12 protein-coding genes and 1 rRNA gene are annotated in these 12,277 nt (G+C 74.9%); 2 read left to right on the top strand and 11 right to left on the bottom strand.

All coding sequences use genetic code 11. The features are described 5' to 3' along the window. From ACPFP2_RS15720 to ACPFP2_RS15685, 8 genes are all read right to left on the bottom strand, one after another. Nucleotides 1–867 (bottom strand): hypothetical protein, encoded by an 867-nt coding sequence (locus ACPFP2_RS15720; RefSeq protein WP_424089913.1) that lies wholly within the window; start codon nucleotides 865–867, stop codon nucleotides 1–3. 58 nt (nucleotides 868–925) lie between these two features. Beyond that, complete coding sequence (locus ACPFP2_RS15715) at nucleotides 926–1,864, bottom strand: copper transporter (RefSeq protein WP_424089912.1); 939 nt, start codon at nucleotides 1,862–1,864, stop codon at nucleotides 926–928. A gap of 27 nt (nucleotides 1,865–1,891) precedes the next feature. Beyond that, nucleotides 1,892–3,070 (bottom strand): putative cytokinetic ring protein SteA, encoded by a 1,179-nt coding sequence (gene steA, locus ACPFP2_RS15710; protein ID WP_424089911.1) that lies wholly within the window; start codon nucleotides 3,068–3,070, stop codon nucleotides 1,892–1,894. Nucleotides 3,071–3,189: 119 nt separating this feature from the next. Continuing rightward, a complete protein-coding gene (gene recN / locus ACPFP2_RS15705) occupies nucleotides 3,190–4,947 on the bottom strand; it encodes a DNA repair protein RecN (protein ID WP_424089910.1) in 1,758 nt (585 codons plus the stop codon). A gap of 93 nt (nucleotides 4,948–5,040) precedes the next feature. Beyond that, nucleotides 5,041–5,925, bottom strand: a complete 885-nt coding sequence (locus ACPFP2_RS15700; RefSeq protein WP_424089909.1) for an NAD kinase — start codon at nucleotides 5,923–5,925, stop codon at nucleotides 5,041–5,043. Nucleotides 5,926–6,022: 97 nt separating this feature from the next. Then, nucleotides 6,023–6,883 (bottom strand): TlyA family RNA methyltransferase, encoded by an 861-nt coding sequence (locus tag ACPFP2_RS15695; protein WP_424089908.1) that lies wholly within the window; start codon nucleotides 6,881–6,883, stop codon nucleotides 6,023–6,025. A 19-nt stretch (nucleotides 6,884–6,902) separates the two neighbouring features. Then, nucleotides 6,903–7,175: a hypothetical protein gene (locus ACPFP2_RS15690; RefSeq protein ID WP_424089907.1), complete on the bottom strand. Its 273-nt coding sequence runs from the start codon at nucleotides 7,173–7,175 to the stop codon at nucleotides 6,903–6,905. 22 nt (nucleotides 7,176–7,197) lie between these two features. Continuing rightward, on the bottom strand, nucleotides 7,198–7,803 hold the full coding sequence (locus ACPFP2_RS15685; protein ID WP_424089906.1) for a phasin family protein: 606 nt from the start codon (nucleotides 7,801–7,803) through the stop codon (nucleotides 7,198–7,200). Between the two features lie 112 nt (nucleotides 7,804–7,915). Here ACPFP2_RS15685 and ACPFP2_RS15680 point away from each other — a divergent pair, with 112 nt between their 5' ends. After that, on the top strand, nucleotides 7,916–8,251 hold the full coding sequence (locus ACPFP2_RS15680; RefSeq protein ID WP_424089905.1) for an SCP2 sterol-binding domain-containing protein: 336 nt from the start codon (nucleotides 7,916–7,918) through the stop codon (nucleotides 8,249–8,251). Nucleotides 8,252–8,255: 4 nt separating this feature from the next. Here ACPFP2_RS15680 and ACPFP2_RS15675 read toward each other — a convergent pair whose 3' ends face one another. Then, nucleotides 8,256–9,275 carry an HAD-IIA family hydrolase gene (locus tag ACPFP2_RS15675; RefSeq protein ID WP_424089904.1) on the bottom strand — a complete coding sequence of 340 codons (1,020 nt, stop codon included), beginning with the start codon at nucleotides 9,273–9,275 and terminating at the stop codon, nucleotides 8,256–8,258. Beyond that, nucleotides 9,272–10,261, bottom strand: coding sequence for a Replicase polyprotein 1ab (locus ACPFP2_RS15670; RefSeq protein WP_424089903.1), 990 nt, complete (start codon nucleotides 10,259–10,261; stop codon nucleotides 9,272–9,274). The genes ACPFP2_RS15675 and ACPFP2_RS15670 overlap by 4 nt, the downstream gene beginning before the upstream one ends. Nucleotides 10,262–10,348: 87 nt before the next feature. On the opposite strand from ACPFP2_RS15670, the gene ACPFP2_RS15665 reads away from it, so the two are divergent. Beyond that, nucleotides 10,349–12,061, top strand: a complete 1,713-nt coding sequence (locus ACPFP2_RS15665) for a hypothetical protein (RefSeq protein WP_424089902.1) — start codon at nucleotides 10,349–10,351, stop codon at nucleotides 12,059–12,061. Nucleotides 12,062–12,151: 90 nt separating this feature from the next. Here the strand turns inward: ACPFP2_RS15665 and rrf are convergent. Continuing rightward, a 5S ribosomal RNA gene (gene rrf / locus ACPFP2_RS15660) occupies nucleotides 12,152–12,268 on the bottom strand. Between the last annotated feature and the right edge of the window lie 9 nt (nucleotides 12,269–12,277).

Below are 12,277 nucleotides of genomic sequence, written 5' to 3'. Positions count from 1 at the left end.
TCAGTCGGATCGCCGGCCCAGCTCGTCGAGCTCGCGCAGGCCGGGGGTGCGCTGGATGACAGCCGTGAAGCTGACCTTCTCGCTGGCGGCGGTGAGCCCGGCGAGCACGGCCAGGACGGCGGCCCGCCCGACCGGGCCGGTACGCGCGGCGAGAGCCACGCCGAGCAGCGCGCCGAGCGCGTTGGCGCCGCTGTCGCCGACCATCACCTGCTCGTCGAGGTCCTCCCCGAGCAGCCCGGACGCCGCGCCGACCGCCCCGGCGGCGATGCCGCCGTGCGGGCCGCGGGCGAGCGGGGCGCCGAGCAGCAGGCCGGACTTCAGCGCCCGGCCGGGGCGCAGGTCGAGCAGGTTGAGCAGGTTGGCGGTGCCGGCCACCACGCCGGCGCCGAGCAGCACGTCGACCGTCCGGCCGAGGGTGCCCTGCCGCTGCCGGCGGCGGTGCGCGGCGACCCGGGGGTCGGCGGCGAGCAGCGCGGCGGCGCCCAGGCCGGCGGCGCCGACCCCGAGCACCTTGACCGTGCCGGCGGTGACCCGGCCCTCGCGCAGCGCGGCGAGGTGCCCGGTGAAGCCCTTGGCGGCCTTCTGCTCCGGGCGGGCGCCCACCACGTCGTCGTAGAGCCCGACCGCGCCGGCGCCGAGTCCGGCGACCAGCGCGGCCGCGCCGGAGGGGACGCTGGAGGCGCCGAGTGCCCCGGCGCCGGCCGCGCCGACGGCGAGGGCCGGCCCGGCGGCCAGGGTGACCGTACGGCCGCGGAAGTTGGTCCGCTCCAGCGCCGGACCGACCGGGGCGGTGCGGATCTCCCGCAGCGCGTAACGGGCGGTGGCGGCGCCGACGGCGGCGGCCAGCAGCCGCCCGAGCGCGCTCACGCGGCACTCCCGGACGGCACGGGCGGGCGGGATCCGGTCACCGGGGTACGTCGTTCGCTCACTGGGGCAGTCTAGGCAGCAGATCGGCGGCGTTGTCGCCGACGCCGTACTGGCCGGCCTTCTTCTCGGTGAGCTGCTGCACCAGGGCGAGCGTGGTGACCAGCTGTCCCTGCACGGTGTTGGCGTTGTCGACGGTGGAGATGGTCTGCGCGAGGACCGGGTCGCCGCGCACGATGGCGACCAGGTTGCCGCCGTCGGAGCCGTTGCCGCCGACGACGATCGCGCCGGTACGGTCGAACTGCTCGGCGATCTTCACCACCGACTCGTCCTTCTTGGCGGAGTCCTTGTCCACGTACGGCTGCCCGCTGACCACCACGACCGCCTCGGCGGCCCCGCTGACCGGTTCCTCGGCGGTGAGGTAGCCGCCGTTGGAGTACGCGGTCAGCACCGCCTTGCGGTCGGCCTCGGGCACCGCCGGGGTGCCCTGGGGCCGGTCGAGCAGGACGCTGGCCAGCAGGGCGCTGGAGGTCTCCACGCCGTTGCCGTTGCCGGGCAGCGCGGAGGCGGGGGCGCTGGGGCGGGCGGCGGTGACCGCCAACTCCATCAGGTTGGTGTTGTTGTCCGGGTTGATGAACTTGTCCTGGACGTCGACCCGGCCGGTGACGTCGGCGCCGGCCAGCTCCAGCATCTTCAGCACGCCCTCGGTGTGCTCCCGCCCGCTCGGGGTGCTGAGCAGCAGCACCCGCCTGCCGGTGAGCTTGCCCGGCAGGACGACCTGCGCGATCTGCGCGGCGAACTCCTCCTCGAGCTCCAGCTCCTTCTGCATGCTGTTGACCGACTGGCGCATCTGCTGGTTGTCCTTGCGCAGCGCGTTGACGTTCTCCTTGAGCGAGTCCGCCACGGGGCCGTTGAGGGCGGCCGTGCCGACCACCAGGCCGATGGCCAACGCCAGGAAGACCGCGGTCAGGGACACCACGTGGTACCGGAAGTTGATCACGCTTGCAGCCTCTTGATCGGTCGGGAGCTAGAAGAGCTGGCCGAGCTGGAACACGAAATTGTCCCACCACTCGGAGACCACGCCCAAATACGCCTTCCCGACGGTGGAGACCGCCACCGCGGAAGCCATCGCGGCGACCGCCGAGAGGACCAGCAGCAGCAGCGACGAGCCGGAGATGCTCTGCCGGTACAGCCGGCTCACGCCCTTGGCGTCGACCAGCTTGCCGCCGACCTTGAGCCGGGTGAGGAAGGTGGACGCCATGCCGCCGCGCCCCTTGTCCAGGAACTCCACCAGGGTGGCGTGGGTGCCGACGGCGACCAGCAGCGAGGCGCCCTTCTCGTCGGCCAGCAGCATGGCCAGGTCCTCGCTGGTGGCGGCGGCCGGGAAGGTGATCGCCGGCACACCCAGCCCGGTGACCCGGGGCAGGCCCGGGGCCCGCCCGTCCGGGTACGCGTGCACGATCACCTCGGCCCCGCAGCGCAGCACGTCGTCGGTGACCGAGTCCATGTCGCCGATGATCATGTCGGGGGTGTAGCCCGCCTCGACCAGGGCGTCCGCGCCGCCGTCCACGCCGATCAGCACCGGCTTGAACTCCCGGATGTACGGGCGCAGGACGTCCAGGTCGTCCTTGTAGTCGTAGCCGCGGACCACGATCAGGCAGTGCCGGCCCTGGATCTGGGTCTGGATGTCCGGTACGCCCACCCCGTCCAGCAGCAGGTCGCGCTCCTGCCGGAGGTAGTCCATGGTGTTGGCGGCGAACGCCTCCAGCTGGACCGACAGTCCTTCCCGGGCGTCGGCCATCGCCTTGGCCACCGTCTCGGCGTCCTGGAGCTCGCCGTGCGCCACCGGCTCGTCGGCGACGTAGACGGTGTTGCCCTCGATCCGGACGGTGTCGCCCTCGCGGACCCGCTCGAAGATCCCCTCGCCGAGGTCGTCCAGGAGCGGGATCCCGGCGGCCACCAGCACCTCGGGGCCGAGGTTGGGGTAGCGGCCGGAGACCGACGGCTTGGCGTTGAGCACCGCGGCGACGCCGACGGCGACCAGCGAGTCGGCCGCCACCCGGTCCAGGTCGACGTGGTCGATGACCGCGATGTCGCCGGGGCGGAGCCGGCCGACCAGCCGCTTGGTACGACGGTCGAGGCGGGCGGTGCCGACGACTGAGCCCGGGTCCGCGTTCCGGGTCCGGCGCAACGTGGGTAGACGCATCGTGACCATCCTGGCATGTGAGGCAGGCTTTTCTGTCGCGACATGCCTGAGCAGGGCCGCCTACCCAGGGAAGCACACCGGAGCGCAGGCCGGTGTGCCTCCGCTCACAATCGTGGCGGTCAGGGCCGCCTTTCCTTGGCCGCCACGGCCAGAAGCTCCTCGGCGTGAGCGATACCCAGGTCCGAGTCGGGCAAACCGGCGAGCATCCGGGCCAGCTCACGGGCCCGCTCGGTGTCCTCCACCACCCGCACCCCGCTGGTGGTCACCGCTCCCCCCGTGTCCTTCGCCACCACCAGGTGCCGGTCGGCGAACGCGGCGACCTGCGGCAGGTGGGTGACGACCAGCACCTGGTGGCTGCGGGCCAGCCGGGCCAGCCGGCGGCCGATCTCCACCGCCGCCTGCCCGCCGACCCCGGCGTCGACCTCGTCGAAGACCAGGGTGGGCGGGCCGCCGGAGCCGGCGAAAACCACCTCGATGGCGAGCATCACCCGGGACAGCTCACCGCCGGAGGCGCCGCGCTGCAACGGCAGCGAGGGCGCGCCCGGGTGGGCCAGCAGGCGCAGCTCCACCTCGTCGGCCCCGTCCGGACCGACGCCCACCTGCGCGCCGTCGACCGTCAGCGTGGGCTCGCTCTTGCCCGCCGGGCGCGGCAGGACGGCCACCTCGATTCGGGCGTGCGGCATGGCCAGCCCGGCCAGCTCCACGGTGACCTGCTCGGCGAAGCGGGTCGCCGCCTCCCGTCGCGAGGCCGAGACCCGGCCGGCCAGGTCGGCCACCTCGCCGGCCAGGCGCTGGGCCTCCTTGTCCAGCTCGTCGAGCAACTCGTCGGAGGTGTCCAGGTCGGACAGTCGGGTACGGGCCCGTTCGGCCCAGGCCACCACGCCGTCGACGTCGTCGGCGTACTTGCGGGTCAACGCGCGCAGCGCGGCCCGCCGCTCGTAGACGGTCTGCAACCGGGCCGGGTCGGCGTCCAGCGCCGCCAGGTACGCCGACAGCTCGGCGGAGACGTCCGCGACCAGGGTCGCCGCCTCCTCCAGGCGGGCCGCCAGCTCGCCCAGGGCCGGGTCGGTGCCGGCCTGCGCCTCCAGAGTGCGCCGGGCGGTGCCGAGCAGGGTCGTCGCGTCGGGGGTGTCGTCGGCCGTCTCCACCCCGCCGGCCACGCACTGCTGGGCGAGCTGGGCCGCGGTGCGCAGCCCCTCGGCGTGCTCCAGGCGCTGCGCCTCGGCCTTCAGCTCGTCGTCCTCACCCGGCTGCGGGTCGACCCGAGTGATCTCGTCCAGCCCCAGCCGCAGCAGGTCGGCCTCCTGGTTGCGCTCGCGGGCGTTGCGCCGCCGGTCGGCCAGGTCGTCGACGACGTGCCGCCACCGCGCGTACGCCTCGCGCAGCGCGTCGAGCAGCTTCTCGTGCGCCGGGCCGGCGAACCGGTCCAGCGCGGCCCGCTGCTCGGCCGGACGCAGCAGGCGCAGCTGGTCGGACTGGCCGTGCACCGCCACCACCTGCTCGCCGACCTCGCCGAGCATCGACACCGGCATGCTGCGCCCGCCCAGGTGGGCCCGGGAACGACCCTCCACCGTGACCGTACGGCTCATCAGCAGCGAGCCGTCCTCGTCGGGCTCACCGCCGGCGTCGACGATCCGGGCGTGCACCGCGTCGGCGACCCGGCCGTCGAGGCGCAGCCGCCCCTCGACCAGCGCCCGGCCCGGCTGGGCGCGGACCCGCCCGGCGTCGGCCCGGCCGCCGAAGAGCAGGCCGAGGCCGGTCACCACCATCGTCTTGCCGGCACCGGTCTCGCCGGTGATGACGTTCATCCCGCCGGTCAACGGCAGCGTGGTGTCCTCGATGACGCCCAGTCCGGTGATGCGCAGCTCTTCCAGCACAGCAACCGACAGTAGACGCGGCCCCCGACAGTTGACCAGCCGGCGCGGCCCGCCTGTGGACAGCCGGCCCGGCTCACCCCGCCGGGTGGCCGGTCACCTGCGGCTGCCCCGCCAGCCCTGGACCGGCAGGTCGAACTTGGCGACCAGCCGGTCGGTGAACGGCCGGTCCCGCAGCCGGACGACACGCACCGGCAGTGCGCCGCGACGCACCGTCACCCTGGCCCCCGGTGGGAGGTCGAAGACCCGCCGGCCGTCGCAGCAGAGCACCGCGAGGGTGGTGAACGGGTCCACGGTGATGGCGATGGTGGACGTGGGCGCGGTCACCAGCGGGCGGCTGAACAGCGCGTGCGCGCTGATCGGCACCAGCAGCAGCGCCTCCACCTCCGGCCAGACCACCGGGCCGCCGCCCGAGAAGGCGTACGCGGTGGAGCCGGTCGGGGTCGCGCAGACCACCCCGTCGCAGCCGTACCGCGACAGCGGCCGGCCGTCCACGTCGACGAGGAGCTCCAGCATCTGGGCCCGCTCGCCCTTCTCGACACTGATCTCGTTGAGCGCCCAGGACTCGATGGTCGGCCCGCCGTCGAACTCGGCGGTCACGTCGAGGGTGAGCCGTTCGTCCACGGTGTAGTTGCGCCCGACCACGTCACGCACGGCCAGGTCCAGGTCGTCGATCTCCGCCTCGGCGAGGAAGCCGACCTTGCCGAGGTTGATGCCGAGCAGCGGTACCTTCGCCGGGCGGGCCAGTTCGGCCGCGCGCAGGAAGGTGCCGTCGCCACCGAGGGCGAAGACGATCTCGGCGCCCTCGGCCGCCTCCGGGCCGGTGACCGGCACCACGCCCGGCAGGTCGAGGTCGTCGGCCTCCTCGGCGACCACCCGCACCTCGAAACCGGCGGCGATCAGGTCGGCGGCGACCGCCCGGGCGTGCTCGGTGCTGCGCCGACGGCCGGTGTGCGTCACCAGCAGCGCGGTACGGCTCACCGGCCGACCTCCGCGCGTGCGGCGGCGGGGCTCGAACAGTCGCTGACGCTCACGCCGACCAGCCTCCCGTACCCGATCACCGGGCTCCGCTCGTCGCTCACCCTGACACCTCCCCGGATTCCGCCTCCGGCAGCACGCCGGAGGTCGCCAGGCCCTCGGGCCCGGCCGCCACGACGGCGCGTACCCGCTCGGGGTCGGCCGCCGGCGCGCCCCGGCGTAACCATACGAAGAACTCGACGTTGCCGCTCGGCCCCGGCAGCGGGCTGGCGGCCACATCGGCCAGGCCCAGCCCGAGATCGGCGGCGGCCGCCGCGACGTCGAGCACCGCCTCAGCGCGCAGCGCCGGGTCCCGGACCACGCCGCCTGCGCCGACGCGCTCCTTGCCGACCTCGAACTGCGGCTTGACCATCAGCGCCAGGTCGCCGTCGACCCGGGTGCACCCGGCCAGGGCGGGCAGCACCAGGCGCAGCGAGATGAAGGAGAGGTCCGCCACCGTGAGGTCGACCTCGCCACCGATGGCCTCGGGAGTCAGCGTACGGACGTTGGTGCGCTCGAAGACCCGGACCCGCTCGTCGGTGCGCAGCGGCCAGGCGAGTTGGCCGTAGCCGACGTCCACCGCGACCACCTCGGCCGCGTCGGCACGCAGCAGCACGTCGGTGAAGCCGCCGGTGGAGGCGCCCGCGTCCAGGCAACGCCGGCCGGCGACGGTCAGCCCGTCCGGGGCGAACGCGGCGAGCGCGCCGGCCAGTTTGTGCCCGCCGCGCGAGACGTACTCGGTGGACGGGTCCTCGCCGGTGACCCGCAGCGGGTCGGCGGGGTCGACCATCGCGGCGGGCTTGCGGGCCGGCACCCCACGCAGCTGGACCCGGCCGGCCTCGACCAGCGCGGCGGCCTGCTCCCGGGAGCGGGCCAGCCCGCGACGGACGAGTTCGGCGTCGAGACGGTTACGACGTGCCATGGGGTGGTTCTCCGGTCGTTCAGGTCTGGTCGATGGTGGCGAGGGTCTCCCGCAGCGTCTGGTACGCCGCCTCGTACTGGGCGATCTGGTCGGCCGGGGGCAGCCCCTCCGCGTTGATCATCGCCTGTACGGCGGCGTCCACCGCCGGGTGGTGCGCCTCGCCGACCTCCTCGTACGATCCGCCCGGCGGCGGACCGGGACGCGGCCCCGGCGGCGGACCCGGACGGGCACCCGGCGGCGGACCGGGACGCGCGCCGCCCGGCGGCGGACCCGGACGGAACGGGCCCGTCACGACCGGCTCCCCCACCGGGCGGTCACTGCTCGCCGCCCGTGGCGGGTCGACGCGGCGCCGCCTTCTTGGCCGGCCGGGCGGCGGGGGCGGCCGGCTCGCCCGGCGTGGTCGAGACCGTGGCCGGCGGCTTGCGGGCGATGGCCTTCTTCGCCACGGCCTTCTTCGCGACCGCCTTCTTCGCCACCGCCTTCGTCGGCGCGGTCGCGGACGGCCCGCCGACCCCGCTCGGGCCGGTCCCGGCTCCGACCGGAGCGGTGGATGCCGGTGCCCCGAGGGGCGGGACGATGGTGTCCGGCGCGGCGGCGCCGAGGTACGCCCCCGGCCCGCCCTTGGCCTCGCGCAGCTCGCGTTCCAGCTCGTGCACCCGGCGGGTCAGTTCGGCGACCTCGTCGGCGGTGGCGAGCCCGACCGCGCCCAGCGCCCGGTCCACCTCGAAGCGGACCAGCTTGGTCAGCGCCTCACGGTTGGCCGCGCCGGTGGCGAGGAGTTCCTCGGCGAGCGCCTGGAGCTGGGCGGCCGTCGCGCCGCCGGTGCCGACCGCCCGGCGCACGGCGTCCTGGGCCTTCTTCCGGGGCGCCTCCGTCAGGCCCATGGCCAACTCGAGGTAGGCGCGCCACGCGTCCTGCATGCCTGAGTCCTTCCGCGGGGCGGGATGTGCGGGTCTCACGCTACCGGGCGCCCCCGACGACCCATTGCGGTACGGTGCCGGGAACGGCGTGGCGTGCGGTGAGGAGACGATGGTGGCCAGCGTGGACGAGTGCCGGCAGGCGTTGCGGGATCTGGCGGCCAGGCTGGACCGGCACGCCGAGATGCAGGGGAAGATCGACCTGGATCGCACCCTGGCCTGCCGGATCACCGACCTGGACACCGCGTTCCACGGGCGTCTCGCCGGCGGCCGGCTGGTCGACCTGAGCGACGGCGACGACCCGAAGGCCAAGATCGCCCTGGTCTGCGGCAGCGACGACCTGGTCGCCCTGGTACACGGTCAGCTCGACATCACCAGGGCGATCGGCTCCCGCCGGGTGTCCATCAAGGCCAATCCGTTCGACCTGATGAAGCTGCGCAAGCTGCTCTGAGCCGTCAGGCGGGCAGGCCGAGCGCCGCCAGCGCCCGCTCGGCTTCCGGTGTCGCGGGCCGCACCCCCGACACCTGGTCGCCGGACCAGGCGGCCGCGCAGAGCGCCGCCAGCGCGTCCAACGACCGGCCCGCACCGCTCAACTCCACCGCGCCGTCGACCAGGGCGGCGGACCACCCCGCGGTCTCCGGCTTCCCGGGTACGGCGACCACGGCCGCCGGGTCGAAGAGCCCCGCCAGGTCCTCGGAGACGTACGTCGGGCGTCGCGCCTCGGGGGCGGCCAGCAGTTCGGGTACGTCGCTGACGCCGGTCAGCACCAGCAGGCTGTCCAGGCCGGCACGCCGGGCGCCCTCGATGTCGGTGTCCAGCCGGTCGCCGACCACCAGCGTCCGCCCCTGCCCCGCCCGCCGGGCGGCGGTGGCGAACAGGGCCGGCTCGGGCTTGCCGACGACCACGTCCGGCGCCCGGTCCAGCGCGTGCCGCAGGGCGGCCACCAGGGAGCCGTTGCCCGGCAGCGGGCCCCGCCCGCTGGGCAGGGTCCGGTCGATGTTGGTGGCGATCCAGGTCGCCCCGGCCCGGATGGCGACCGACGCCTCGGCCAGGTCCACCCAGCCCACCTGCGGGCCGTACCCCTGCACGACCGCCACCGGCGACTCGTCGGCCCCGGCGACCGGGGTGAGCCCGACGGCTCGGATCTCGGCGCGCAGCGCCTCCGCGCCGACCACGAGCACCGGGGCGCCGGCGGGGAACCGGTCTCGCAGCAGTTCGGCGGCGGCCGCGGCGGAGGTCAGCACCTCGGCCGGCTCGGCCGGCACACCCATCCCGGTGAGCAGGTCGGCAACCTCGCTGGAGCGGCGTGAGGCGTTGTTCGTCGCGTACGCCACCGCCCGGCCGTCGGCGTGCAGCCGGCCGACGGCCTCGACCGCGCCGGGGATCGGCCGGTCGATCAGGTAGATCACCCCGTCCAGGTCGAAGACGACCAGCGAGTACCCGTCGACCAGCCGGTCCCCGGCGACTCCGGTCATCGCTGACCCGGCTCCGCCTCGTCGGCGCCCGCCGGCCGGTCGCCGGCGGCGCGGTCGGCAACCGTGGTGGCCTGCCCCTCGGCGCGCTCGTCGCCGGTAAGCCCGTCGCCGTCGAGGTCGTCGTCCTCGTCCTCGTCGTCGTCCTCGTCGAGGTCGTCGTCCTCGTCGTCGCCGTCGAGGTCGTCGTCGCCGGCGAGGTCGTCCTCGTCGTCGTCCTCGTCGAGGTCGTCGTCATCCTCGTCGTCGACGTCTTCGTCGTCCTCGTCGTCCTCGTCGTCGCCGGCGGTCAGGTCGGCGTCCGGCCGGGCCGGCTCCGCGCCCGGGGTGCCCGGACCCGAGGCGGTCTCCTCGGCCGGCTCCTCGTCGGAGTCGTCGCCCTCGATCAGCACGCCGTCGAGTTCCAGCAGCCGCTCCGCGGCGTCGGTCTCGCCGTCGGTGTCCACGTCGGCGGCACGGGAGAACCACTCCCGGGCCTCCTCACGTCGACCCACCGCCAGCAACGCGTCCGCGTACGCGTAGCGCAGCCGGCCGGTCCACGGCTCGGCCGGGTCGGCGGTCAGCTCGGGGACCTGGAGCATCGCCACGGCGGCGTCCTTCTGCCCGAGGTCGCCGCGCGCGCCGGCCGCCACGATCAGCAGCTCGATGGCGACGGCCTTGTCGAGCTTCTCCTGGTCGGCGCCCCGGAACAGGTCGATCGCCCGCTCCGGACGCCCCAGGGCCCGCTCGCAGTCGGCCAGCACCGCCAGGTGACTCTGCAACCCGGTCATCCGGTGGTACGTGCGCAGCTCGGCGATCGCCGTCTGCCACTCCCCCGCGTGGTACGCGGCCAGCCCGACAGCCTCCCGCACCGCGGAGATCCGCGAGGCCAGCCGCCGGGCCGCCATCGCGTGGGCGAGCGCCTCGGCCGGGTCCTCGTCGATCAGCTGACCGGTGGCGACCAGGTGACGGGCGACGGTCTCGGCGACCGGCTTGTTCAGCGAGAGCAACTCGGCGCGGACCGCCGTGTCCAGGTCGCTCGCGGAGATCTCGTCCGGCAGCGCCGGCGTGGCGCCCCGGGCTCCCTCGACCTCGTCGTGGCGCTCCCGGTCGGGGCCGAAGCCACCCTCCGGGCGCCGGTCCTCGAAGCCACGCCGGTCGTCGTGACGGGGCCGGTCACCGTAGCCACCGCGATCGCCGCCCCGCTCCGGGCGCGGCCGGTCGCCGCCTCGGAAGCCACCCTCACGGCGGTCGCCATCACGGCGGAAGCCGCCCTCACGCGGCGCCTCGCCGTCGCGGCGGAAGCCGCCCTCACGACGGTCGCCACCCCGGAAGCCGCCCTCACGGGAGTCACCGCCACGGGGACCACCTTCGCGGCGGTCGCCGCCCCGGAAGCCACCCTCGCGCGGGCCGGAACGGAACCCACCCTCACGACGGTCACCGTCGCGGCGGAAGCCGCCCTCACGCGGCGCCTCGCCGTCGCGGCGGAAGCCGCCCTCACGACGGTCCCCACCACGGAAGCCACCCTCACGGCGCTCGCCGCCACCGAAGCCACCCTCACGACGGTCCCCACCACGGAAGCCACCCTCACGGCGCTCGCCGCCACCGAAGCCACCCTCACGACGGTCCCCACCACGGAAACCGCCCTCACGGCGCTCGCCGCCACCGAAGCCACCCTCACGCGGGCCGGAACGGAACCCACCCTCACGACGGTCGCCACCACGGGACTCGCCACCGCGGAAGCCACCCTCACGACGCTCGCCGCCACCGAAGCCACCCTCACGCGGGCCGGAACGGAACCCACCCTCACGACGGTCGCCACCACGGGACTCACCGCCACGGAAGCCACCCTCACGACGGTCCCCACCGCGGAAGCCGCCCTCACGGCGGTCAGCGCCCCGGGGACCGCTGTCACCGTCGCGGCGGAAACCACGCTCGCGGTCACCCCCGCCGTGCTCGCGGCGGTCGCCGCCCCGGAAGCCACCCTCGCGACGCTCGCCGCCACCGAAGCCGCCCTCACGCGGGCCGGAACGGAACCCACCCTCGCGACGGTCGCCACCACGGAAGCCACCCTCGCGCGGCGCGTCACCGTCCCGGCGGAAACCGCCGGCCCGGGAGTCGCCGTCGCGGGGGCCGGACCGGAAGCCACCCTCACGGCGGTCGCCACCACGGGACTCACCGCCACGGAAGCCACCCTCACGACGGTCCCCACCACGGAAGCCGCCCTCACGGCGGTCACCGCTCCGGGGACCGCTGTCACCGTCGCGCCGGAAACCACGCTCGCGGTCGCCGCCGCGGAAGCCGCCCTCACGCGGCGCGTCACCGTCGCGGCGGAAGCCGCCCTCGCGACGGTCGCCGCCACGGGACGCGTCGCCGCGGAACCCACCGTCACGGGAGCCTTCGCCGTCACGGCGGAAGCCGCCCTCACGACGGTCACCACCACGGAAGCCGCCGTCGTTGTCCCGACGGAAGCCACCCTCACGTGGGCCGGAACGGTAGCCACCCTCACGGCGGTCACCGCCACGGAAACCACCCTCGCGCGGCGCGTCACCGTCCCGGCGGAAACCGCCGGCCCGAGAGTCGCCGTCGCGGGAGCTGGAACGGAAGCCACCCTCACGGCGGTCGCCGCCGCGGAAACCCCCGCCGTCGCGACCACGCTCGGCACCGTTGCCACCGCGCTGGCCGCCCCGGTCGTCGCGATCTCCCCGGTACGGGGGACGGTCGTCCCGACGCTGGCCGGCGTCCCGCCCCTGCGGGCGGTCCGAACGGTCCTCGTAACGACGCGGACGATCTCCGCCCTGCGGTCCTGAACTCACAGGTACATCCTTCCTCATTGCGCCACCAACGGCGCTACGCAGTCGAGGGCCGACCCGGATGGGGCGGCCCTCGACTGGAAGATTGTCCGGCGGTGTCCTACTCTCCCACACCCTCCCGAGTGCAGTACCATCGGCGCTGGAGGGCTTAGCTTCCGGGTTCGGAATGTTACCGGGCGTTTCCCCTCCGCCATGACCGCCGTAACTCTATGA

It is taken from the genome of Micromonospora citrea, from assembly GCF_049629545.1.
Taxonomy (GTDB): domain Bacteria; phylum Actinomycetota; class Actinomycetes; order Mycobacteriales; family Micromonosporaceae; genus Micromonospora; species Micromonospora citrea_A.
The sequence above is the reverse complement of the archived record's forward strand: the minus strand, read 5'-3'. Positions and strand labels throughout refer to the sequence as shown.